We start from the raw sequence: 24402 nt of genomic DNA, 5'->3' as shown, positions 1-24402 counted from the left end.
ATTATTTGAGAGGATAGGTGAACAAATGAATGGTTTTTAAACCAAATTATATAAAATTATTGAAGGATGGTACATTGCGTAAGAAAGTAGAGGAAACTAAAAAGCATTTAACCGACTGTTATTTATGCCCCCATGAATGTGGAGTGGATAGAACAAAAAAGGTAGGGTTTTGTGGAGCTACTGATAAGGCAATAGTCTCAAGTTATGGTCCTCATTTTGGTGAAGAAGATATGCTAGTTGGAACTAGAGGCTCTGGCACCATATTCTTTGGCTATTGTAATATGAGATGTGTTTTTTGTCAAAACTATGAACTTAGCTTTGAAGGTGAAGGGAATATAGTATCTAATGGGGAATTAGCTGATATAATGCTCTTATTACAAAATCATTATAGATGCCATAATATAAATTTTGTTACTCCAACTCATTTTATACCTAATATAATAGAAGCCCTTTATATAGCAGTCCGAAAAGGCTTCCATTTACCTTTAGTATATAATTGTGGAGGATATGAGAGGATTGAAATTTTAAGGATTTTAGATGGATTAGTAGATATTTATATGCCAGATTTTAAATATAGTATATCTGAACGAGGGAAAAAATACTCTAAAGTAGCAGATTATTCCGATAAAATAAAGTTAGCTTTAAAGGAGATGGATAGGCAAGTAGAGGGATTGAAGGTAGATAAGAGAGGAATAGCCTATAGAGGATTACTTATAAGACATTTAATGCTACCTGGGGGATTAGAAGATACTAAGAAAGTTTTAGAATTTATTAAAAAGGAGTTGTCCCATGACTGTTTAGTAAACCTTATGAGCCAATACTATCCTACCCATAAAGCTTTTGAATATGATGAAATAAATCGAAGATTGGGGTTTAAAGAATACCAACAAGCCTATGCTTTTGCACAAAAGCTGGGCCTAAGGTTGGATTAATTAGGCCATTTGCACTATAAGTTTAAATTTTAAAAATAATGCTTGCTTTCCAAATAATTCCTTGATAAACTATAGTGGTAATACTTTAACATATTAAAACTTTCTAAGGAGGATTATAATAATGATCAAAACAATAAACCTACTACCATTAAGAAAACTATATATGCTAAAAAATATAAAAACCTGCGGAAAGGTATGTTATGTTTCAATATGATATGATGCGTAAACCATATTGAATAGATTATATATTAGTCACAGCAGGCTGTGACTTTTTTTGTTGTTTAATCTATGCCTATTTTATGAATTTGGTAAATTTTTTTGCTATAATATTGAATAATTTTGTTTATAACCGTAGGAATACCTGCGGTTTTTTTATATAAAAAACAAAAATGGAAAGGAGGAAAAGTGATGATAATCACAAAGAAATTTAAGAATCTAGTATTTCTATATGGAGGTGATTTTATATGGAGCCATACTTGATGTATATTTTAGGGATGTTTAAATTCAAAAGATGCAATGGACTTGATGAATATTTGAAAATAGAATTTAAAAATTCCTATAAAGCTTTAGAGTTTAGAAATTTTTGTAATTATATAAAATGGTAATAAAAGGCCCTATATTTTATTTATAGGGCTTTATCATATAAAAATTATGTGGGAGAAAATAGATAATATACAGAATTGTTTAGAACCTAATAAACATCTGAAGCAAAAGAAGGACTTAAAAAGAAAATGTAGAATATTATATAGTTAGGACTATTACAAGGTTATAAAACCAATTAATGAAGATTTAATACATGCTGATTTTGATAGTAAAACACAATGGCCTGGTGAACTACCAGATGGTTTTAATCCGGAGATGATCATGGAGTTAGGAAAAAATCCTGGTTTAGGATTAAGGGAACTTCACCAAAAAGGGATTACTGGAAAAGGAGTTGGTATAGCAATAATCGATCAGAGCTTGCTAGTTGACCATGTAGAATATAAAGAACAATTGAAAATGTATGAGGAAATTCATTGTTATGACGAAAGAGCATCAATGCATGGACCTGCAGTTGCATCCATTGCTGTAGGGAAAACTGTTGGAGTAGCACCTGAAGCAGACCTTTATTATATTGCTGAAGCCCATGGAATCTACACTATATACGTGGGTAGTAAAGATTTTATGGGGCTTGGAAGAAATCCATTGATAGATGCAGATGACATTACCTCATATGGAAAAGGAGAGTATTGGAAGAAGGGAGAATACTATAACAATGCTCTATTAATACCTATGGACTCTAGATGTACCGCAAGTCCTACTGGCACAAATGATTATGTATATTATAGGGAAGGTGGTATGAGTTGGACAGTACCATATTTAGCAGGATTATACGCATTGGCATGTCAAGTTAATCCAGATATTATATTGGATGTATTCTTTTTTGAAACCCTCAATACAAGCGATACAGTAATTGTTGATGAAACCACTGGGGAAAATTGTTAACCCTATCAGATTAATTGAAAAGATCGAGAAAATGGAATAGTGCGAGAGAAATAATATTTAATTTCAACTTTATCAAAATTGAAATTTCAAAAGGGGGAATTAAGCAATATGAGAATTGTAGTTTTGCATGGGCAATTGCATAAAGGTAGTACATATAATATTACAAAACTTTTTTTAGATAATCTTTCAGATGAAAATACAGAAATAATTGAATATTTTATGCCAAAGGATACCCCATCATTCTGTATAGGCTGTTTTAATTGTTTTACAAAGGGTGAGGAACAATGTCCACATGCTGAGGTGGTTCAACCAATTGTTAAAGCAATTGAAGAAGCTGATTTATTAGTTTTAGAATCTCCTTGTTATGTCTACGGAATGAGTGGTCAACTTAAAACACTTCTTGATCATTTAGCCTATCTATGGATGCCACATAGACCTCATCCCAAAATGTTCAGTAAGGTTGGGCTAGTTATTTCCACCGCTGCAGGTGCAGGTACAAAAAAAGTGACAAAAGCTTTGAAAGATAATCTTTTCTATTGGGGAGTAGCTAAAATCTATCGTTATGGAAAAAATGTTGCTGCTTCAAGCTGGGAAACTGTAAAACCAGAAAAGAAGCGTCAGATAGAAAAGGAAGTTATAAAATTAGCTAGTAGAATTTCAAAACAGATAGGTAAGACAAAACCAGGGATAAAAACCAAAGCAATATTTCAAGTAATGCGAATGAGTCAGAAAATAAATGATTGGAATCCCACTGATAGAGAATATTGGTTACAAAAAGGATGGCTTGATTCGAGTAAGCCTTGGTAAACCACATTAATGAGTATCTACCAGAAGATTTCAAATACCCAAATGCTTTTGAAAAACCTATTGTTTTTGTCTTATAAATATAAGTCTAATATGTTATAGTTTTTATATATGGAATATTAATTAAAGAATAGGTATGAAAGGAAGATTTTATGGGAAAAGAACAAGAATTTGCAAAAAAATTAATAGATTTTATCAATGCAAGTCACAGTTCATTTCATGCAACAAAAAATGTAGAAGAAATACTTATAAAAGAAGGGTTTAAAAAAATTGAATTACAGGACAAATGGAAATTAAGTAAAGAAGGCAAGTATTATGTATCTAAGAATAGTTCAGCAATAGTAGCATTCGTAATAGGAAAAGGAGAAATAGAAGATGATGGATTTAGGATTGTAGGGGCTCATACAGATTCACCAACTTTTAGGATTAAACCTGATCCTGAAATGACTGTGGAAGGAGAATATTTAAAATTAAACACAGAGGTCTATGGTGGGCCAATATTAAACACTTGGTTTGATAGACCTTTATCTATGGCAGGTAGAGTAAGTATAAAAACTAAAAATCCATTAAAGCCCAAAGAATTACTGATCGATATGGAAAAACCTATAATGACTATCCCTAATTTAGCCATACATATGAACAGAAAAGTAAACGAAGGTGTAAAGATAAATCCTCAAATTGATACTTTACCATTACTATCAACTATAAATGATAAATTTGAAAAAGAGAGTTTCATATTAGGATTAATTGCTGAAAAATTAAATATAAAATTAGAGGATATTCTAGATTTTGAATTGTTCTTATATGGTGTAGAGAAAGGATCTTTAATAGGGCTTAATGAAGAATTTATCTCTATTGGCAGATTAGACGATTTAGCTATGGTTCATGCTGGATTATATGGGCTTATAGATAGTAAAGTAGGTAATGCTACAAATGTACTAGTTTGTTTTGATAATGAAGAAGTAGGTAGCACCACAAAACAGGGAGCAGCGAGCCCCATGCTTAGAACTGTTCTTGAGAGAATTGCAATATCTATGGGTAAGGACAAGGAAGATTATTATAGAGCATTATCCAATTCTTTTTTAATATCTGCTGATATGGCACATGCACTTCATCCTAATTATACAGAAAAGCAAGACCTGACTAATAGACCAGTAATAAACGGAGGCCCAACTATAAAGATATCTGCAAATCAGTCCTATACAACTGATAGTTCGTCGTCAGCTGTTTATGAAGGAATATGTAAATCTGTAAATGTTCCTGTACAAAAGTTTGTTAACAGGTCTGATGAAAGAGGAGGCTCCACTATAGGACCTATATCCTCAACTCAATTAGATATTCCTTCAGTAGATATAGGAAATCCAATACTTGGTATGCACTCTATAAGAGAATTAGGCGGGGTTTTTGATCATTATTATGTCTATAAGTCTTTTCAAGAATTTTATAGTATTATAGCAACAAATTAATTCATATACATTTAAATATATTCTTAATTCTTCAATTGATAGGTAATAATTTACCTATCTTTTTTTGTTCTGATAATAATAATGTAAAAAGAAGGGATTTAAAATAAAATGTAGAATATTAGAGATATGAATCTACATTTAATGAGGTAGGATGGGCTGATAATGTAATCGTTGTAGTTGTTGTTTTAATTTAGTTATTATAGAGGGGCAGTTCGTAAAAAATAGGATGAAACTGTTTATAGTAAATAGCCTATAGATGCCTCCAATACTAAGAACGTTATAGGAAATACCAATATGGGAGCTACTTATTAATGTCTTTTATGTAAAAAAGTATGTATTAAGCAATTATATAAATATTTATTATATTGAAGTATTGGATTGTAAAATATTAATAATTTACAAAAAGGAAAGAGGAAATAGCATGCCTATAGAAAAAGTTCTACGTAGCAAATATGGGAAGGTTATGTGAAATTTGCTTTTAATAGAGTGTTAGAGGGAGGTCCGAGAACTAATAATGATAAAACCAAAAAAATTAAAAAAAGGAGATACAGTAGCAACGGTAAGTTTGTCATGGGGTGGAGCAGGAGATAAAGAATATAGATATCGATATGAGATAGGTAAAAAAAGAATGGAAGAATTGTTTGGAGTAAATGTTATAGAGATGCCAAACAGTTTAAGGGGTAGTGAATATTTAAATAATAATCCCAAAGCAAGAGCAGAAGATTTGATGAACGCCTTTAAAAATAAAGAAGTAAAAGCTATTTTTTCTAATATAGGTGGTGATGATACCCTAAGATTGTTACCCTATATAGATTTTGAAATAATAAAGAGAAATCCGAAAATATTTATGGGTTATTCTGATACAACCGTAAATCATTTTATGTGCTATAAGGCTGGTTTGACGAGTTATTATGGTCCGAGTGTTTTAGGAGAATTTGCAGAAAATGTAGAGATGCACGATTATACGATTAAATGGATCCAGAAATCACTATTTAGTAATGAAACTATAGGAGAGATTATGCCAAGTGAATATTGGACATCACAATGGTTAGCATGGGAAAAGGAAGAAAATAGTAAAATAAAAAGAAAAATGAATATGGAGAAAAGGGGTCATGAGATTCTTCAAGGAAAAGGAAAAGTAAGAGGCAAACTGATAGGTGGTTGTATAGAAGTATTGGATTGGTTAAGAGGCACAACTTTATGGCCAAGTTTAGATGAATGGGAAAATAAAATATTATTTCTAGAGACTAGTGAAGATAAACCTACCCCAGATTATATAAGATGGTATCTAAGAGCTCTAAATGCTCTTGGCATATTTGGTAGAATAAATGGTTTAATAATAGGTAAGCCTCAAGATGAAAAATATTATGAAGAATATAAGGATGAGTATTTAAAAGTAATAAGAGATGAAGCAAAAAGAGATGATCTTCCAATAATGTATAATATGAACTTTGGACATACAGCACCAATGTTTATTTTACCCTATGGTGTTGAAGCAGAAATAGATTGTGACAATAAAAAGTTTAGAATTAATGAATCAGGAACAGTAGAAGAATGAGATAGAGCAAGTATATCAAGAATAAATAGAAGTACTAAGGGTATTAGATAAAAAACAAATAATGTATTGCAATAGATAAAGTAGGAAGAAGCATATAATACTAAGATAAGAAATGATATATTCTATCTAAGAAAATATACAGATATATAAGCAAGAAATTAATATATACTATAAAAGAATGTTAATTCAAAAATATAGGCTTAAAGATTTATTATTATCAAGACCACTAACCCTTAGCATATGCTTAATGAGTGTTACTATGGTTATTAGACTATTGGATATTTTTGTTTTCGGATTGGACGATCTATTAGGTGAGATTATATTGTCAAAAATAATTGGTTTTATTATTGTAATTCTATTTGTAAAGATAGTTGGCGATAACATTAGTAATATTGGATTTAATATTAATAATGGGAGGTCAATTTTTCAATCTATAATATTTATACTTATTCCAATTCTAATCATGCTTACTAAGAAACTTAATAAAGTTGATAATAAATGTTATAGCGAAACAAAATTGTAATAGTCTATCAAGATTTTAAACGTTCATCACATTCCTTCTTCGATATTATCCTGGGTTTGAAATTTGGATTGGTGTAATTCTTGTTTTCATCACAATAGGAATTTTTATACAGCATGGACAAAGTGAGGGGTATATTTTTCTATTCAATGGACAGATTACCTGTCCCTCTATCCATAATAGCCATTAGAAAGGAAGTAAATATGATGATAGATAAAAAACATGAGAAGATAAAAGAAATTGTTGAAAAAGAGTTATCATGTTCAGCACATAATTTAGACCATGTAATGAGAGTGTATAATTTATGTTTACTATTAGCAGAATATGAAGAAAATGTTGATTTACATGTTCTTATTCCTGCAGCGCTGTTACATGATATTGCTAGAGTAAAAGAAAGCAATGATAATACTGGAAAGACTGATCATGCTATTTTAGGCAGTGAAATTGCAGGAAGGATTTTAAGAGATTTAGAATACGGAGAGGACAAAATTGAAGAAATAAAACATTGTATTGCATCACATCGATTTAGAAGTGGAAATGAGCCAAGGACAATAGAAGCTAAAATACTATTTGATGCAGACAAGCTAGATTCATTAGGGGCTATTGGAATTGCACGTACCTTTATGATATCTGGCCAGTTTGGACAAAAATTATCAACAGACCTGTTCTCAAAGAAATATATGGTTGAAAATACTACCGAAAATGGAAGGTTAAAAGATGTATCAAAGCATTCACCTTTTATTGAGTATGAAGTTAAGTTTAAAAAAATACCAGAGAAGTTATATACGAAAAAAGCAAAGGAAATTGGTATTGATAGATTAAACTTTATGAATGAATTTTTTAATAGATTGAGTATGGAAATAGAAGGAATGAGGTTGGTCTAGTTTCAAAAATAAGCCACCAGCAAACAAAATATTGATGTAAAGGAGTTTGGCTTAAAGGACTGATTCAGAGATGTGGCAAATATAAGAGCTATAGATATGAATAAAATCAGATATAGGTTAATAAATTTAGGGGGATAATTATGTGGAAAGTAGAAAAGATAATTAATTATGAAGAAAATAAAAATTGGGGAGATGGTTTTTCTCATTTAGGCTTCCATGACTATTTTGGCAATCAATATGGACTTGATTATGATAATAATTGGGTAGGCCAAATAGATGGAAATAATTTGTTGTGGACAATTGGACATAACTCTGGCTTTGAGACTAATTGTCATATTAATTGTGATATAAAAAATCCAAACTATTTAACAGGATTACCCGATGGTTCACCTATAGTAGTAAGTGGTGGAAACAAAATAGTGTATAAGATAATAATGGAAAATAACAAACCTAAAGATATAGAAGTTTTAATTGATTGTAACAAAATAGGATTAAAAGATGTAGGAAATTGTGAATATGATATAGATGGTAATATGTGGATAAATGAAATAACCGGCTGTAGGATATGGAAGTTTGATAAAAAAGGCAATACATTAGAAGTTTTGGGAACTGGGCAACCTGGATTTCAAAGGGAGGAAGTTTCTTTTAATGAGGCACGTTTTAACTGGATATATGATTTAAGGAGAGGTCCTGAAGGAAATATCTATATATTAGATAGTAAAAATTATGCAGTACGGAAGATTAATATAGATAAAGAGACTGTTGAATTAATTGCTGGAACAGGTAAGCCTGGTTATACAGGTGACGGTGGAGATGCTAAAGATGCTACTTTTGGTGGAAATAAAGAGAGTTATTTTGATGGACCATGGTCTTTGTCACTTGATGAAGTTGGTAATATATATGTAGGAGACACCCAAAATCATGTTGTAAGAATGATAACGAATAAAGGGAAGGTTTATACAATAGCGGGAAATATCAATGTAATAAAAGGTAGAAAAAATAGAACCAACGAAAAGGATTTGTTTAAGATAAACTTGCCGTTAATTTGTAGTATGGACTATTATGATAGAAGATTGTATATTCCTGAATGGGATGGAGATTTAATTATCTTAAAGAAAGACAGCAAATAGATTATATTCGCTGACTAAGGAGAGATTTATTATGAAGAAAAAGTATACAGAAATAAATTCTAATCAGCATGTCGTAAAATTATAACTATAATTTATATTGAATAATTCCTATTTAAAGCAATGAGATTTCATATTGGATTATTAAAATACAAGGGGAGAATATAATGAAATTTGAAGAAATATATGAAAGAGGGTATAGTTATAAAGAAAGTTTTTTCTATGGTGATATGTTAGAGGATTCAAAACTATATGAATTTCCTGAAGGTGTTTTTTTGTTGGGAAAGACTAGCGAGGACATGGAGTTATTATGGGGAGTAAATAATTTAGAAGATTTAAGAAGTAGCATAGAAAAAATAAAGAAGGAAAATCCAGATATTAAATTTATATTTAGGTATGGCAATAGTCTTAATGAAGTCATTGAAAAGGAAAAAATAATTAATCAGTGGGGGTATAAGGGCAAAGAAATTTATGTAGGCTATTCATGCACATTAGATAATATTACATGTCAAGAGGATAGCTCATCTATTGAATACTTAAAGAGAGAAGATATAAATGAGTTTCTCATATTTGATAGATACCTGTTTGATTCTCTTAACATAACGAAAAATCAGCTAACTACTAGGTTGGATGATGATCATCATATAATACTGGTTTATAAGAAAAACAAGAAGATAATAGGATCTATAATAATTGAATTATATGGAAGAAACAATATAAACTGCTTTATAAGGAATGTTGGGGTAAGTGAAGTTGAAAGAGGAAAAGGTTTTGGAAAGAGATTGATACTATCTGGTTTAAAAGAAGCAAAGAAAAAAGGAGCATTAAAGGCAATGTTATGGGTTGGATATGATAATATAATTGCAAGAAATTTATATGAAAAAATAGGATTTGTCTTAGATGAGAGTGAAGCAGAAGTTATATTTCAGGTATAATTAAATTCGGGAGGTAATTATGAATGAAGCTTTTGATTACGGGATTTGAACCATTTGGCGGAGAAACTATTAACCCTGCCTATGAAGCAGTTAAAACTTTAGAAGACAAAATAATGAATACAGAAATTATTAAAAAAGAAATTCCTACTGTATTTAACAAATCCATAGAAGTATTAGAAAATTTAATTGAAAATGAAAAACCGGATATAGTTATTTGTGTTGGACAAGCTGGAGGGAGATATGATATTTCATTAGAAAGAGTAGCAATAAATATAGATGATGCAAGGATAAAGGATAATGAAGGAAATCAACCAGTAGATATAAAAATATTTGAGGATGGAGAAAATGCTTATTTTACTTCACTACCTATAAAAAGAATGGTAAAGAAAATTAGAGAATCGGGTATTCCAGCTAGTATCTCTAATACTGCAGGAACTTTTGTATGTAATCATATTATGTATGGACTATTATATTTAATAGACAAAAAATATCCTAATATAAGAGGAGGTTTCATTCATGTACCATATTTACCTGAACAAGTCATATCAAAAAGGAATATGCCTAGTATGAGTATTGAAAATATTAGAAAAGGATTAAGATTAGCTGTTGAAGTTGTTTTGGAGAAATAGAAGAACCTATACCTTGGAGGGAAAACGCTGATATGATTATTAAATTGATACAACCTAAAATGATTATGAGGCCAATGGATACTCGACTTAAAACTAGAATGGCCCCATCCCTTGCATTATTGACAATAGCAAATATGATTCATAAAGAACATACAGTAATAATTGAAAATGAAAATATAGAAGATATTAATTTTGATGAAGCAGTAGACATTGTAGGCATTACTGTTACAGTAGATGTTTTTCCTCGTGCAATAGAAATTTCAAAGATTTACCAAAGTAAGGGGATTCCAGTCGTAGCAGGTGGAATACATATTACTGCATTTCCTGAACAGGCCAAAACGTACTTTGATATTGTAGCTGTTGGATTAGCAGAGAAAACATGGCCTGATATTATTCGAGATTTTCAAAATGGGAAACTGAAAAAAATATACCGATGTAATGGTGAAATTAAAGGTAGTGAGATTGTTTCGCCAGGATATCATTTGATTGATACCAAAAAATATTTATATTGTAATATTATTAGTACAAGTAGAGGATGTCCATTCAGATGTGATTTCTGTTACAATAGCTGTGAAGCTTATAAAACATTGTATATTAATAGGGATATTGAAGATGTGATAAAAGATATAAAAACAATTGGCAAGCGACATGTTATGTTCATAGATGATAATTTTATTGGAAATCCCAAATGGACCTTAGAATTTGTTAGAGCCATTAGACCAATGGGATTGAAGTGGAATGCAGCAGTTTCAGCAAATATAGTGGACATGCCTGATTTATTAGATGAGATGGCTATCTCAGGATGTGAAAGTTTATTCATTGGTTTTGAAAGCCTAAATGAAAAGGCTATAAAAAATGTCCATAAAAGTCAGAACAATATCCGAAAGTATGAGACTTTAGTTAAAGAAATTCATAAAAGGGGAATAATGATTAACGCTAGTTTTGTTTTTGGCCTTGACGATGACGATATTACAACATTTAAGACTACATTAGACTGGATCGTAAAAAATAAAATAGAAACAGTTACATCCCATATACTAACCCCATACCCCGGAACAAAAGTTTACGATGAGTACGCCAAAAATGGAAGAATCATAGACTTTGATTTTTCAAAGTATAATACTGCAAATGTTGTATTTAAGCCAAAAAATATGACTCCTGAGGAACTTTATAATGGATATATATGGATTTACAGACAAATTTACTCTACGAAGAATATATTTAAAAGGATGCCAAAGGCACATAAACAACGAGTACCATATTTTCTATTTAATTTTTTATATAGAAAATTTGGAAAAGCAACTGAAAAACTATGTGAATTAATAACTTATGAACGGGTTGGCAGTATTGCAGAAAAGCTTTCCTACCTTGTCTAGACATTTTTAGAAATCAAGAAAGCAAGGAGGTGTAAATGTGCTTGAGACAATTCCTAATAAAGAGCAAATAGAATCTCTAATAGGCGAGACAGCAATGGAAGCATGGAATGAAGTTATTCAATTTGTAGAGTCAAATTATCAATTTGATCCTGTATGGGATGAAGGCGGAAAGTATGGGGTTTGGGAAGTGAAATTTCGTAGAAGTGGCAGAACCCTATGTGCTTTTTATGTAAAAGAGGGACAGTTTATTGTACTGGTTATATTTGGCAAGGCAGAAAGGCAGAAATTTGAGTTAATACAAAATGAGTTTTCTTCTAAAATTATTGAATTATATTCAAATACCCGTCAATATCATGATGGTAAATGGTTATGGATCAATGTTTCTGATATGAGTTTAGTTGAAGATATAAAGAGATTGATAATAATAAAAAAGAAACCTAAAAGAAAATAAATGAAATAGGTAATGACCCATTAGAAAATACCAGAATTAAAATACCTATATTTTCTTGCGATTCCAGATTATTATGCAATAAAAGTATTTAATCAAAGAGGAGAATATTATGCATGAAACAGAAGTGAAAGGTATCTTATCCGCTCAGAATGGAATAAATATATATCGAGACTGCACCCATGGCTGTATTTATTGTGACTCAAGAAGTAAGTGTTATCAGATGAATCATGATTTTGAAGATATAGAGGTAAAGGTAAATGCTCCTGAAGTTTTAGAGAAGGCCCTGCGTAGAAAAAGAAAGAAATGTATGATAATCACTGGAGCTATGAGTGACCCATATATTCATTTGGAAGAAAAGCTAGAAAATACCAGAAAGTGTATAGAGCTTATTTATTCCTATGGATTTGGACTGGCTATACAGACAAAGTCTACAAGAATTTTAAGAGATCTAGATTTACTTAAAAAAATTAATGAAAATACAAAATGTGTAATACAAATGACCCTTACTACTTATGATGAAGATTTATGCAAAATAATTGAACCAAATGTGAGCACTACAAGGGAACGGTTTGAGGTGCTAAAGATAATGCGTGATAACGGAATCCCAACGGTAGTATGGTTGAGCCCTATTTTACCATTTATCAATGATACGGAGGAAAATATTAGAGGAATTTTGGATTATTGTGTAGAGGCAAAAGTACATGGCATTATTTGTTTTGGCATTGGACTAACACTAAGAGAAGGCAATCGAGAATACTTCTATAAAAAGTTAGATGAACATTTTCCAGGAATGAAAGCCCGATATATTGAGAGGTATAAGTATGCGTATAATGTAAATAGTCCTAATAATCATAAGCTGATGAGTATAATAAAAAGAACATGTAAACACCATGGTATATTGCACGATATTGAAGAATGCTTTAATTATCTTCATGAGTTCACAGAAAGAAATGAGTATGAGCAGTTAATATTACCTGGATTAGATAAGCTGGAGCTTTCAATTAAGAATGATGCAATACGACCTTTATCAAAATAGGAAATGAAAGATACAAAAAGTCACAGATGCATTAATGATTTCTATGTTTAAGTCAAAGGAGAATATTTATGGAAAAACAGAGGGGAAACTATTTAAAGAGGGATTAATAAAAAAGATTTAACTAAGATAAGAAAGGTATCCAAGGGAGATGTACATAATCATTGTGGGCTAGGTATGAGATTCTCTATTTTTAATAAATGGGCTGGTGGCAATGTAAATAATCCACCTAGTAAAATAGATGGACTTAAAGGATTAGATGATTATATTTTTAATGAAACTATGAGGTATATTAGTAAAAAAGAAGATATTCTGTTTTTAATTGTAGAAACGGTAAAGGAAGCCATAAAAGATGGAGTAAAGGTATTAGAAGCTAGTATAGATTGTCATGAACTAATGCGCTTTACTGAAGAGGATGAGTTCTTCAAAACAGTACTTTACATTAGAAATAAGTATATTGAATCGACAGACTTTAGACCAGAGGTAGGTATGCCTAAAAATATATCCAATGAAAATCTAGAGAAACTTTTGCTACCCTGTATAGACAGTGGAGTGTTTTTTTCTATAGATTTATATGGAGATGGAACTGTAGATGACTTTGAGAGATTTAGAGATTATTATAAATATGCAAAGGAGAAAGGTCTTAAACTTAAAGTACATGCTGGAGAATTCCATGATTCTAAAAATGTAAAAAAAGCAATAGAAATATTAGAAGTAGATGAAATACAACATGGCATAGGGACTGTTTCAAATGAATACGTGATGGATTTAATAAAAGAGAGAAACATTAGATTAAATATATGTCCAAGCAGCAACTATATATTAGGAGCGGCTAAAGACATGGCATGTTATCCTGCCAGAAAATTATTTGATAATGGGATACTTCTTACAATAAATACAGATGACCTATTAATATTTAATAGTGGAGTTTCTGAGGAATATTTATATTTATATAGGCTAGGATTGTTTAATGTAGATGAATTAAATGAAATAAGGAAGAATTCATTATTATAGGGAAGGCATATGAATTCACTGTTTTATTAAATAAGATTGGATTTGCAGGATGAAAACATTATGGTCTTTATTATGATTATTTAGACCCTAAAAGCAAAGCAATGCAGATGTTTTGGTAGTATTCATGTAAGTCACTTTCGATAAAGATAATATTTCAATTTCATGGAGGTGTAAAATTGTTTTTTGATACAACGGATTTGCGAGATCAAGAAATTTATCTACGCCTATATAGAACTTCTGATGAAAACATCGAGAAGGGATATGTTCCAGCATATTATTTCAAGATTGTCAGGTGCGTTGATGATGTTGAAGTAGGTCAGTGTGATTTGCGTATCGGGCATAATGATAATACAAAATATGGCGGGAATATAGGATATGAAATTTATGAATCTTATAGAGGAAACCATTACGCCTCAAAGGCCTGTAAATTACTGTTTCTATTGGCAAAGAAACACAAGATGGATAAAGTTATAATTACATGTGCACCGGAAAATATTGCATCCAGAAAAACTTGTGAACACAGTGGTGCTGAACTAATAGGAATTATCGATAGACCAACGTGGCATGAATTATATAAAAACGGGCAAAAAAAGACTTGTCAGTATATAGTAAGATTATAGGTATTAGAAAGGAAGTCCATATGAAAGCATATATAGGTATCAAATATCATGAAGATTAAGGATGAATAATATGTCTAAGCAAATCAAAGTATCTGTAAGGAATTTAGTCGAGTTTGTACTTCGTTCAGGAGATATAGACAATACATTTATGGGAAGTACTAGAGCAGTGGAAGGGACAAGAGCCCATCAAAAGGTGCAAAACTCTTATGGAGAAGAATATACTCCAGAAGTTGCATTAAGGCATATCTTAAATTATGAGGATTTCACTATAGAAATAGAAGGTAGAGCGGATGGGATTTTAAAGACAGATGAAAATATAATAATAGATGAGATTAAAAGCACTACAAGGCCATTAGATGAGCTTGGTGAAGATTATAATCAGCTTCACTGGGCTCAAGGGAAATGTTATGGTTACATGTATGCAAAGGAAAATAAAATAGATGAAATAAATATACAGCTTACCTATTACAACATTGAATGGGAAGAAACAAGGAAGTTTATAAAATACTATACTTTTAAGGAATTAGAGGAATTCTTTTTAGGGTTAATTGAAGAATATGTAGAGTGGGCAAATATGACTTTTTATTGGCAAATGGTTAGAGATGCAGCCATAAAAGAACTTTCTTTTCCTTTTAAAAGTTATAGAAAAGGTCAAAGGAAATTAGCAGTTGCCGTTTATGAGACAATACTTAATGAAAAAAACCTTTTTGCTCAGGCTCCAACAGGTATAGGTAAAACCATTTCTACTATATTTCCTTCTATAAAGGCTATTGGGGAGGGTGTTGCTTCTAAAGTTTTTTATTTGACCGCAAAGACTATTACAAGGCAGGTAGCTTTAAATTCTATAGAGCAGATGGCATGGAAGGGACTTAGGATTAAATCCATTTTTATCACTGCTAAGGAAAAAATATGTTTAAATGAAGAAGTAAAATGTAATCCAAGAGACTGTCCTTATGCCAAAGGCCATTATGACAGGGTGAATCAGGCTATTATGGATGTACTAGAGAAACAAGATATGATGACAAGGGAGATTATAGTAGAATATGCACAACTTCACCAGGTATGTCCCTTCGAATTTTCTCTAGATTTAAGTCTTTGGAGTGATGTAATAATATGCGATTATAACTATGCATTTGATCCAAATGTAAGTTTGAAAAGATTTTTTGAAGGTAATGGAAATGACTATATATTTTTAATAGATGAAGCTCATAACCTAGTAGACCGTTCTCGGGACATGTTTTCAGCACAGATTACAAAAGAGCCATTTATAAAATATAAAAGATTATTTAGAGAAAAATTTCCCAATGTTTCAAAAGCTTTTAATAATTGTAATAATGCTATGAATAAAGTAAAAAGAGAGCATGTTTCTAATAAGGATTTTTATTATCAAAAAGAGGAAATAACAGATATTTATTCTCCAATAAATAAGCTTATAAAAGAATTAGAAGAGTGGCTTATAAATGAAAAAGGACATGGGCTTCATGAGGAAATACAGGAGTTATATTTTGAACTATTGAGATTTATTAAGATAGCCGATTTCTATGATAAGAGGTATGTAACCTATATTGAGCCAATGGGTAAGGATATGCTTTTAAAGCTATTTTGCATAGATCCTTCCTATTTATTAAGTGAAATATTAAAAAAGGTGAGAGCAGCTATATTCTTTTCTGCTACATTAACACCCCTTGATTATTATAGAGATGTATTAGGTGGAGATGAAGAGGATTATATTATTAGATTTTCATCTCCCTTTCCCAAGGACAATCTATGTCTTTTAGTTGGGGATACTATTTCCACTAAGTATAAGGATAGAGATAAAACTTACTTAAATGTAGTGGAATATATTGAAGAATTTGTATCACAGAAAAAGGGAAATTATTTTATTTTCTTTCCTTCATACAAATATATGGAACAAGTGTATTTAAATTTTGTAGATAGAAATCCAGATATTAGAACTATAATTCAGGAAAGTTTTATGACAGAAGAAGATAGAGAGAAATTTTTAAATAGATTCAATCTAGAAACAGAGGATACAATGGTTGCTTTTGGAGTATTAGGAGGTATATTTTCAGAGGGAATAGACTTAATTGGAGACAAACTCATTGGTGCTGTAATTGTAGGAGTAGGGCTACCCCAGATATGTTTTGAAAGAGATATTATTAGAGAATACTTTCAATCAGAAAATGGGTTAGGCTATGAATATGCTTATATGTATCCTGGAATGAATAAAGTCCTTCAAGCTGCTGGTAGAGTTATTAGAAGCGAGAAGGATAAGGGAGCAATACTACTTATAGATGAAAGGTTTGGCATTATAAAGTATAAAAGATTATATCCAAAGGAATGGTCTCATTATAAGAGGGTAGCAAATTCAAAACTTATAAGAGTAAAACTCATGGAGTTCTGGAAGAATTAGTTTATATTCACCTAGGAAAGCAAATGATATCATTAGAACTCATGTAGGAGGAAGGGTTACGAAAAGGGTAATACTGATTTAAATAAGAATTGATATTAAGTGAACATAAGAAAATTTATGTGTCTTAGTTTTGTTTTTAAACTTTAGTGGCAGTTTCCGGCATATTTATAAAGAACAGCATTTCCGATTCGAGATTTGGCAAATATCACGACACATTCTTTATACATTGTGAAGCATATATCAAATATAGGGAAACATAAAAATAAATATCTCAAGAGGGATAGGATGGCCTTAGTTGATGAAAAAAAGGTAAAGATAATTTTAAAAATAGCATTTCAGAACAAATCAATTATCTATTAATTGAAAGGGACATGCATAATCGAATTAAAATTGCTAAGTATTTAATGAGAGAACCTGGTGAATTTAATATGAGTATAGAAAATGAAATAAAGTTTATTAAAAATAAAGCAAATAATGATAAGGAGATCTTTCTTACTGCAAAAGTTAATGGAAATATTGTAGGCACACTAGGTTTTACAACTAGTTCTTTAAAAAGATATCAACATAAAGGTCAATTTGGAATAGCAATATTAAAGGAATTTTGGAATTATGGTATAGGAAGTAAATTGATAGAAACGATGATAAACTGGGCAGATAACAGTAATTTTCTAAAAATTTGCTTAGAAGTAGATTCCAATAACGAACGGGCTATAAAACTGTATGAAAAATTTGGATTTCAACAAGAAGGAATCTTGAAGTTTGATAAATATTTAGAAAAAGGAGTATATATAGACTCTATTATTATGTCAAGAATTAATAAAGAGAGGTAAATAAGTATGATTTATAAAGTAATTAAATCCCATATTAGCAATTATCCAAATCCAATAACAATAAAAAAAGGCACCAAATTAAAGATAGGAGATAAATATAATGGACCAGAAAATTGGGATAACTGGAGGTATTGTTATACATTAGATAATGAGACAGAGGGATGGGTTCCAGAACAGATACTTTCTATTGAAAATGAATATGGAACAATATTAGAAGATTATACAGCAAAGGAACTGAATGTTAAAATAGGCGAAGTTGTTGAAGGGACAGAAGAACTTAATGGTTGGTTATGGTGTATAAAAATTATTGATAAAGATGAAGGGTGGTTACCAAAGGAAAAATTAAAAAATATATAATTCTGTAGATTAAAGATCTTTTTAACATATTATTATAATATCGAAAGGGGCTCAAATATTGAAAAAGAAAAGAATAATAAGAATATTTGGCATCACCTTAGGATTTGTTATATTAGCCGGAATAATTGGAACTTGTTATTTTACAGGAATTTCTGTTTTTAATGGTTCTATGCAAATGGTGGATAATGAGAGCACTAGTTTTGAAAATGCAAAAGCATATTTCAAAAAGATAAATTTTAATTTAGATGAATTTAAATCAAAATATGCAATTGAGACAATACAAATAAAATCTACATCTGATGAACATATAATCCCTGCTGATTATATCACTATAGATGGAGATAAAAATACAGATACCATAGTCATGGTTCATGGTTTGGGTGGAAATCGTTGGACAAACTATCCTATAGCTAATATGTTTTTAGAAAACGGATATAATGTTATTTCTTATGACCAACGAAGTTCAGGAGAAAATACAGCAAAATACACTACTTATGGTTACTTAGAAAGTCATGATTTACAGGATTATGTTACATATCTAAAAGATAATATTGGTGATAATAAAAAGATTGGAGTATGGGGAACTTCATTTGGTGGGGGCACCGTAGGAATATATCTTGGTTCAGACCAAGCCAATAGGAATGTTGATTTTGCAATTTTAGACTGTCCTATGAGCAATATGAGTTATATGCTTTCTACTGAGATGGAAAAAATGGATATAGGTATACCGGTAGATTTCATGATGTTTACGGGAAATATCGTTACTAAATTGAAATTAGGATTTTCTTATGAAGATGCTAATATTTGTAACCGTATAGGTGATACTAAAGTACCTCTACTAATTATAAATAGTAGAGCTGATGAAATAACACCTTATTTTATGGGACAGGATATTTATAATTCAGTTAAACATAATAATAAAAAGATTTTTACTGTTGAATATAGTGCACATGCAGAAATATATTTTGACTATCCAAATGAATATGAAAATAATGTTTTTGGGTTTATAAAAGAATTGGAGTAAATTATAGATTTGGAGGAGAGTCAATATAATTTTTTCACAATTTATCAATATCTTATAAAACTAATCATCTAGAAAAGGAGGATAAAATGCTTTGAATCAATTTTCTAAAGGAGATTTAGATTTCATAATAGAAACCTTATCTGTAGTTCTAATTATTGTTGGAATTGCATTAGGAATACAAGTAAATTATTTGTTTTTTTTAGTTTCTATTTCAGTAATTATATTTTTATTAGTATATCAAAAAATAAAAAGAAATAATTATGTAAAGGGTAAGAAAAAGGCTATTAGTGAATTATGGGGAGAAGAAAGGAAAGATAATGCTAATTTTTCTGGGAAAGATAATCTTCATAAATTTCTATCTAAAAGGGAAAATATTTATTTTTCAATAGACGATATTACATGGAATGATTTAGATATGGATACTATATTTACAAAAATTGATCATACTATGAGTTTGCCAGGTATGCAATATCTATATTATATTCTGAGAAGACCTTTATTTAAAGAAAATCCACTTAATAAAAGGTATGAAATAATAGACCGATTAAGAAATAATAGTGATATTTCACAAGGAATTCAGTATTATCTTTCTATACTGGGGAAAGAGGAGGGTAAAGAGATATTTGCATACTTTGAAGAAGGTATGAATGTAGATACAAATTATTCAACTTTATACCAAATACTTTCTTATATACCTTTTTTATCATTGATATTGCTATTAATTAACCTTAGAATTGGGTTTGCTATATTTATATTAACTTTTATGGTTAATACTGTGGTTTATAATAGCAACAAGCATAAAATATATGCAGAGATGGAAACTTTTAAATATTTAGGAAACCTTATTTATTGTGCTGAAAATATTATGAAATTAAACATAGATAGTTTAGGATTAAATCAAAATAGTTTAGAGGAGTTATTGCAAAACACCAAGAAGATAAAGCGTAATATTTCTAAAATCAACTTTAACGATGAACTAAAAACAGAAGCTCAGTTATTAATAGATTATTATAATATGATTGTTTTAAGAGAACCAAAAGTATTTTATAGAGTTGTTAAACAGTTAAATGAAAATAAAGAGGATTTTTTGAAAATGTATACAATAGTTGGTGAAATAGATGCATATATTTCTGTCAGTTCCTATACATCAGGGTTAGATTACTTTATTAAACCTAAGCTTAGGAAGGAAAACTGTAGATTCTATTTGGAAGTAGATAAAATGTATCATCCCCTATTAGAAAAACCAGTACCCTATACTTTTGAATTTAATAATAAAGGGGTTTTAATTACAGGTTCAAATGCATCAGGAAAATCTACATTTTTACGGACTATAGGCATAAACTCAATCTTTGCTCAGACTCTAAATATAGTATTAGCTAAAGGTTATACTTCCTCTTATTTTAGACTATTTACTTCAATTGGAACTACAGACAGTATTGTTGAAGGGGATAGCTATTTTATGGCTGAAGCTAAGGCATTGAAGAGGATAATTGACTCTATTGCTTCTGATGAACCAATACTATGTATTTTAGATGAAATATTTAGAGGTACTAATACAGCTGAAAGGATTAGTGCTGCCAGTGTAGTACTAAATTATATGATAAATAATAATTCTTGTGTCATTGCAGCCACACATGATTTAGAGCTTATAAGTTTAGTAAACAATAAATATGAAAATTATCATTTTAAGGAAACTATTAAAAGTAAGGATATAATATTTGACTACATATTGAGGAAAGGCCCTTGTGTAAGCAGAAATGCTATTGCAATTTTAGAATATCTTGACTATCCGTCGGAAATATATGAAAAGGCTTTAGTACAAGTTGAAAACTATTCTATAATTAGTAATAAATGAGAACAATAAATATGGAAAATTGAAAGGAGAAATATATATGAGCAATATATTGTACATTGTCAATGTGGAGGCAGCCATATATAAAGATGATAAATGGTTGATCATAAAAAGAAGTGAAAAAGAAGAACATGCTCCAGGACTTATGTCTTTGGTTGGAGGGAAAGTAGAAACAAATATGGCACAAGATGGCATTTTAGAAGAGACTTTAAGAAGGGAAATAATGGAGGAAGTTGGTATAGAAGTTTTAGATACAATGCATTATCTTGAGAGCAAATCATTCTTACTAGCTGATGGACAAGTAGTTGTAGATGTGGTTTTTATATGCAAATATAAATCTGGGGAAGCAAAGCCCGTGGCTACCGATGAGGTTGGGGAAATATATTGGATGACTTGTGAAGAAATATTAGAAAATGAAAAAGCCCTTATATGGTTAAAGGAGAGCATCGAAAAGGCTGAAAATGTCAGGTTAAGATTAGAAAGAGGGATATAATGGACATTTTTCAAATATTCTATAACAATAGAAACGAAGAACAAGCAATACCTATGGCCAAATATATGAAAAACAAATTCCCTTTTCTTGGCCTTAAAAAGCCAGAAAGGAATGGATTATCGAAGGAATTACTAAAAGTTAAAAGAAAGGATACAAATATAGATTGGAATTTCGTTTTTAAATGTTATGATATGCCAGAAAGGGAATTTCAATACTTGGCTATAGATTATATGGAAAAAGTTAAAAAGCTGTTTACGCCAGATGATATGGGAAATATTGAGAGACTATTGACGACAAAATCATGGTGGGATAGTGTAGATGCCATAAATAGAATAGTAGGCCATGTAGCTATGGAATATCCTGAAGTAAAGAAAGACTATTTAACCAAATGGATAGAGTCGAATAATATTTGGTTAAATAGGGTATCTATTATATTTCAATTGAAATATAAAGAAAAAACCGATACCCAATTTTTAAGCAAAGCAATTTTATCCAACTCCGAAACCAATGATTTTTTTATAAACAAAGCAATAGGCTGGGCCTTGAGAGAGTACTCTAAAACCAATAAGGAATGGGTGAAAAATTTTATCCATAAAAACACACTCCATCCTTTAAGCGTTAGGGAAGGTAGCAAGTATTTATAGGTAAATGAGGTGAGAATATGTCTCAACATTTGAAAATTAGTAAGGCTAAAAAGGAAGACGCTGAAAAGGTATTAGAATTCTTAAATATTATTGGTGGGGAAAGCGACAATCTATTATTTGGTGAAAATGAATTTAAAGACATGCCAGTAGAAAAAGAAATGGCAATCATTGAAGATATTAATTTATCGGATAAATCAGTTATGTATCTTGGGAAAATTGGTGAAGAAATAGTTTCTATTGGTTCATTGCAAGGATTTATCAATAGAACTCGTATTGCCCATAGAGGTGGACTTGCTATAAGTGTTAAGAAGAAATATTGGAATCAAGGTATTGGTACTAAAATGATGGAAGAATTGATTACATTTGCAAAATATATTGCAAAACTGGAAGTTATAGAATTAGAAGTTAGGATAGATAATTTAAGTGCAATAAAGCTTTATGAAAAATTGGGATTTGAAAGGATTGGAGTGTATAAAAAATTTTTTAAAATTGATGGAGAATATTTTGATGCTGTACTTATGAATTTATATCTTTAAAATATTAAGTGATAATATGATGTATTGCTAATATATAATGATGGATTAATTGATAATTTGGTAGCGGAAAAGATGTGGACAAAGAATTTTTGTCCACATCTTTTACTACCAATATCTAATAACGATTTTCATGTATTTCAGCTTCTTCTTTAGTTCTATGAATTGTGCCATGGGGATGCTCTGGAGGTGCATATATAGAATATAGTTTAATTGGTAAATTACCTGTATTAATTAAATTATGCCATGTGCCTGCAGGTATAAATATTACATAATCGTCATAAACTCTTGTTTGAAAACTCAAGTTATCCATTGTATTCCCCATTCTAATGATTCCTTGCCCTTGTTCAATACGAATGAATTGATCTAGATCAGGGTGCATTTCTAGACCGATGTCATCACCAACATTAATACTCATTAGTGTAAGCTGTAGATATTTCCCTGTCCATAATGCTATACGAAAATAGTTATTTTGTTTTGCAGCTTCTTCAATATTGGTTACAAATGGGCAAGGTCCATAATCTTTTAATTGGATAGGGTCTTTATAATAATTTGGGTGACGTTTTGGTTTGTTATCCCAGTAAGGACACGGATACGATCTATAATCATTATACATGATATTCACTCCTTTTATGGCTTCTATGATATTATATGTATTATATTCAAGAGGAGTTCTTTATGAAATTAAGTATAAAAATATTTTCTAGAATCTATGACCATAAATATATGTAAAAGGCAAGTGTTTTTTCTTAATTTTCACAAAATAATGCTCCCGAACAATTTTCAATTTCTAATCTTCTAAATAGGCAATATTCAAGGGATTCTTCTATAAGTTTTTTCTTTATATCTTTGTAAGCGTTGCATATTAAACTGTATTGGGCCCTTATGTAGCTTGGTTTTCAACCCTAATTCTGTCAAGAATAAATTTAGCTTTATTGGTGTTATTCAGTATATTTAAAGTTTTGTCATATAGTTTATATATCTTTAAAGTTTTATCCCTTTCAAGGTGAGCAATTTGTATTAATCTTCCATGAATATTAGCATCTCCTGTTCTATCTAACCATAGAAAACCCTATATTTTAAACTCCAATTTATATGAACTGGTTTAACAAGTTTTAAAATATAGTCTTTAAAATTTAAGTCAAAGTAAGAGGAAAAAATATGATTGGCTAAAATTCAAATAGAAAAATACATTTGGCGGTGGAAGAGAAGGAGAGGTGCTTAAAAAATAAATATTTGAATCGGAACCTTTAGATACTATGATAAAATTGGTTTATTTACTGTTGATCGAAGAAAAACTATAGATACTATACCGAGAAAGATACTAAAAGACTACAAAGTATTATGGCTATGAAAGAAATGATGTTTTCTTTAGAGGATATAAATAGAGAAAATTATAATTTATAAAACTATATAGATCAA

Annotated in this window: 24 protein-coding genes and 1 pseudogene; 24 read left to right on the top strand and 1 reads right to left on the bottom strand. The window is 30.2% G+C overall.

Annotation, left to right across the window (positions count from 1 at the left end; all coding sequences use genetic code 11):
- The first annotated feature begins 29 nt into the window (after nt 1-29).
- From CUL_RS0112895 to CUL_RS0112775, 23 genes are all read left to right on the top strand, one after another.
- The gene (locus CUL_RS0112895; RefSeq protein ID WP_005585947.1) at nt 30-932 is read left to right on the top strand and encodes a radical SAM protein; all 903 of its coding nucleotides are present in this window, start codon (nt 30-32) and stop codon (nt 930-932) included.
- A gap of 864 nt (nt 933-1796) precedes the next feature.
- Nucleotides 1797-2417, top strand: coding sequence for a hypothetical protein (locus tag CUL_RS19540; RefSeq protein ID WP_025642117.1), 621 nt, complete (start codon nt 1797-1799; stop codon nt 2415-2417).
- Nucleotides 2418-2525: 108 nt separating this feature from the next.
- Nucleotides 2526-3224: a flavodoxin family protein gene (locus CUL_RS0112875; RefSeq protein ID WP_005585952.1), complete on the top strand. Its 699-nt coding sequence runs from the start codon at nt 2526-2528 to the stop codon at nt 3222-3224.
- 149 nt (nt 3225-3373) lie between these two features.
- Nucleotides 3374-4687, top strand: coding sequence for a M18 family aminopeptidase (locus tag CUL_RS0112870; protein ID WP_005585953.1), 1314 nt, complete (start codon nt 3374-3376; stop codon nt 4685-4687).
- Nucleotides 4688-5201: 514 nt separating this feature from the next.
- Nucleotides 5202-6245, top strand: coding sequence for a S66 family peptidase (locus CUL_RS0112865; RefSeq protein WP_097677641.1), 1044 nt, complete (start codon nt 5202-5204; stop codon nt 6243-6245).
- Between the two features lie 259 nt (nt 6246-6504).
- Nucleotides 6505-6768 (top strand): hypothetical protein, encoded by a 264-nt coding sequence (locus tag CUL_RS19535; protein WP_025642113.1) that lies wholly within the window; start codon nt 6505-6507, stop codon nt 6766-6768.
- 113 nt (nt 6769-6881) lie between these two features.
- Entirely contained in the window at nt 6882-7649 is a 768-nt protein-coding gene (locus tag CUL_RS0112855; protein WP_201767899.1) for an HD domain-containing protein, read from the top strand.
- Between the two features lie 140 nt (nt 7650-7789).
- Nucleotides 7790-8779, top strand: a complete 990-nt coding sequence (locus CUL_RS0112850; protein ID WP_025642109.1) for an NHL repeat-containing protein — start codon at nt 7790-7792, stop codon at nt 8777-8779.
- 164 nt (nt 8780-8943) lie between these two features.
- Nucleotides 8944-9711: a GNAT family N-acetyltransferase gene (locus CUL_RS0112845; RefSeq protein ID WP_025642107.1), complete on the top strand. Its 768-nt coding sequence runs from the start codon at nt 8944-8946 to the stop codon at nt 9709-9711.
- 23 nt (nt 9712-9734) lie between these two features.
- Nucleotides 9735-10340 (top strand): pyroglutamyl-peptidase I, encoded by a 606-nt coding sequence (gene pcp, locus CUL_RS0112840; RefSeq protein ID WP_005585961.1) that lies wholly within the window; start codon nt 9735-9737, stop codon nt 10338-10340.
- A gap of 32 nt (nt 10341-10372) precedes the next feature.
- Complete coding sequence (locus CUL_RS0112835; RefSeq protein ID WP_005585963.1) at nt 10373-11716, top strand: B12-binding domain-containing radical SAM protein; 1344 nt, start codon at nt 10373-10375, stop codon at nt 11714-11716.
- A 37-nt stretch (nt 11717-11753) separates the two neighbouring features.
- Complete coding sequence (locus CUL_RS0112830) at nt 11754-12167, top strand: DUF3788 domain-containing protein (protein ID WP_005585964.1); 414 nt, start codon at nt 11754-11756, stop codon at nt 12165-12167.
- Between the two features lie 109 nt (nt 12168-12276).
- Nucleotides 12277-13203 (top strand): SPL family radical SAM protein, encoded by a 927-nt coding sequence (locus CUL_RS0112825; protein ID WP_025642104.1) that lies wholly within the window; start codon nt 12277-12279, stop codon nt 13201-13203.
- A gap of 174 nt (nt 13204-13377) precedes the next feature.
- On the top strand, nt 13378-14214 hold the full coding sequence (locus tag CUL_RS0112820) for an amidohydrolase family protein (RefSeq protein WP_025642103.1): 837 nt from the start codon (nt 13378-13380) through the stop codon (nt 14212-14214).
- 176 nt (nt 14215-14390) lie between these two features.
- On the top strand, nt 14391-14834 hold the full coding sequence (locus CUL_RS0112815) for a GNAT family N-acetyltransferase (RefSeq protein WP_025642100.1): 444 nt from the start codon (nt 14391-14393) through the stop codon (nt 14832-14834).
- Nucleotides 14835-14904: 70 nt separating this feature from the next.
- The gene (locus CUL_RS0112810) at nt 14905-17247 is read left to right on the top strand and encodes an ATP-dependent DNA helicase (RefSeq protein ID WP_035143233.1); all 2343 of its coding nucleotides are present in this window, start codon (nt 14905-14907) and stop codon (nt 17245-17247) included.
- Nucleotides 17248-17675: 428 nt separating this feature from the next.
- Complete coding sequence (locus tag CUL_RS0112805; protein WP_025642096.1) at nt 17676-18077, top strand: GNAT family N-acetyltransferase; 402 nt, start codon at nt 17676-17678, stop codon at nt 18075-18077.
- 6 nt (nt 18078-18083) lie between these two features.
- Nucleotides 18084-18434, top strand: a complete 351-nt coding sequence (locus CUL_RS0112800) for an SH3 domain-containing protein (RefSeq protein ID WP_025642094.1) — start codon at nt 18084-18086, stop codon at nt 18432-18434.
- A gap of 58 nt (nt 18435-18492) precedes the next feature.
- On the top strand, nt 18493-19458 hold the full coding sequence (locus CUL_RS0112795) for an alpha/beta hydrolase (protein WP_025642092.1): 966 nt from the start codon (nt 18493-18495) through the stop codon (nt 19456-19458).
- A gap of 91 nt (nt 19459-19549) precedes the next feature.
- The gene (locus CUL_RS0112790; protein WP_025642090.1) at nt 19550-21313 is read left to right on the top strand and encodes a MutS-related protein; all 1764 of its coding nucleotides are present in this window, start codon (nt 19550-19552) and stop codon (nt 21311-21313) included.
- A gap of 37 nt (nt 21314-21350) precedes the next feature.
- On the top strand, nt 21351-21803 hold the full coding sequence (locus CUL_RS0112785) for an NUDIX domain-containing protein (protein WP_005585974.1): 453 nt from the start codon (nt 21351-21353) through the stop codon (nt 21801-21803).
- On the top strand, nt 21803-22447 hold the full coding sequence (locus CUL_RS0112780) for a DNA alkylation repair protein (protein WP_025642087.1): 645 nt from the start codon (nt 21803-21805) through the stop codon (nt 22445-22447). The genes CUL_RS0112785 and CUL_RS0112780 overlap by 1 nt, the downstream gene beginning before the upstream one ends.
- A gap of 17 nt (nt 22448-22464) precedes the next feature.
- Nucleotides 22465-22983 carry a GNAT family N-acetyltransferase gene (locus CUL_RS0112775; RefSeq protein ID WP_025642085.1) on the top strand — a complete coding sequence of 173 codons (519 nt, stop codon included), beginning with the start codon at nt 22465-22467 and terminating at the stop codon, nt 22981-22983.
- Between the two features lie 115 nt (nt 22984-23098).
- On the opposite strand, the gene CUL_RS0112770 is transcribed toward CUL_RS0112775, so the two are convergent.
- Nucleotides 23099-23596, bottom strand: a complete 498-nt coding sequence (locus CUL_RS0112770) for a cupin domain-containing protein (RefSeq protein WP_005585977.1) — start codon at nt 23594-23596, stop codon at nt 23099-23101.
- A 686-nt stretch (nt 23597-24282) separates the two neighbouring features.
- Between CUL_RS0112770 and CUL_RS20235 the strand changes: the two are divergent.
- Nucleotides 24283-24387: pseudogene (locus CUL_RS20235) on the top strand (MerR family transcriptional regulator); the annotation flags it as partial.
- Nucleotides 24388-24402 lie beyond the last annotated feature (15 nt).

Source organism: [Clostridium] ultunense DSM 10521, assembly GCF_000511955.1.
Lineage (GTDB): Bacteria > Bacillota > Clostridia > Tissierellales > Tepidimicrobiaceae > Schnuerera > Schnuerera ultunensis.
Note: the sequence above shows the minus strand (reverse complement) of the source record. Positions and strands in the feature narration are given on the sequence as shown.

Coding starts and splice junctions, on each gene's coding strand:
- CUL_RS0112825 (WP_025642104.1), top strand. CDS start 12,277: ATGCATGAAACAGAAGTGAAAGGTATCTTATCCGCTCAGAATGGAATA.
- CUL_RS19535 (WP_025642113.1), top strand. CDS start 6,505: ATGGTTATTAGACTATTGGATATTTTTGTTTTCGGATTGGACGATCTA.
- CUL_RS0112820 (WP_025642103.1), top strand. CDS start 13,378: ATGAGATTCTCTATTTTTAATAAATGGGCTGGTGGCAATGTAAATAAT.
- CUL_RS0112775 (WP_025642085.1), top strand. CDS start 22,465: ATGTCTCAACATTTGAAAATTAGTAAGGCTAAAAAGGAAGACGCTGAA.
- CUL_RS0112870 (WP_005585953.1), top strand. CDS start 3,374: ATGGGAAAAGAACAAGAATTTGCAAAAAAATTAATAGATTTTATCAAT.
- CUL_RS0112805 (WP_025642096.1), top strand. CDS start 17,676: ATGAGTATAGAAAATGAAATAAAGTTTATTAAAAATAAAGCAAATAAT.
- CUL_RS19540 (WP_025642117.1), top strand. CDS start 1,797: ATGGAGTTAGGAAAAAATCCTGGTTTAGGATTAAGGGAACTTCACCAA.
- CUL_RS0112810 (WP_035143233.1), top strand. CDS start 14,905: ATGTCTAAGCAAATCAAAGTATCTGTAAGGAATTTAGTCGAGTTTGTA.
- CUL_RS0112855 (WP_201767899.1), top strand. CDS start 6,882: ATGGACAAAGTGAGGGGTATATTTTTCTATTCAATGGACAGATTACCT.
- CUL_RS0112850 (WP_025642109.1), top strand. CDS start 7,790: ATGTGGAAAGTAGAAAAGATAATTAATTATGAAGAAAATAAAAATTGG.
- CUL_RS0112845 (WP_025642107.1), top strand. CDS start 8,944: ATGAAATTTGAAGAAATATATGAAAGAGGGTATAGTTATAAAGAAAGT.
- CUL_RS0112875 (WP_005585952.1), top strand. CDS start 2,526: ATGAGAATTGTAGTTTTGCATGGGCAATTGCATAAAGGTAGTACATAT.
- CUL_RS0112835 (WP_005585963.1), top strand. CDS start 10,373: ATGATTATTAAATTGATACAACCTAAAATGATTATGAGGCCAATGGAT.
- pcp (WP_005585961.1), top strand. CDS start 9,735: ATGAAGCTTTTGATTACGGGATTTGAACCATTTGGCGGAGAAACTATT.
- CUL_RS0112865 (WP_097677641.1), top strand. CDS start 5,202: ATGATAAAACCAAAAAAATTAAAAAAAGGAGATACAGTAGCAACGGTA.
- CUL_RS0112800 (WP_025642094.1), top strand. CDS start 18,084: ATGATTTATAAAGTAATTAAATCCCATATTAGCAATTATCCAAATCCA.
- CUL_RS0112770 (WP_005585977.1), bottom strand. CDS start 23,596: ATGTATAATGATTATAGATCGTATCCGTGTCCTTACTGGGATAACAAA.
- CUL_RS0112895 (WP_005585947.1), top strand. CDS start 30: ATGGTTTTTAAACCAAATTATATAAAATTATTGAAGGATGGTACATTG.
- CUL_RS0112780 (WP_025642087.1), top strand. CDS start 21,803: ATGGACATTTTTCAAATATTCTATAACAATAGAAACGAAGAACAAGCA.
- CUL_RS0112785 (WP_005585974.1), top strand. CDS start 21,351: ATGAGCAATATATTGTACATTGTCAATGTGGAGGCAGCCATATATAAA.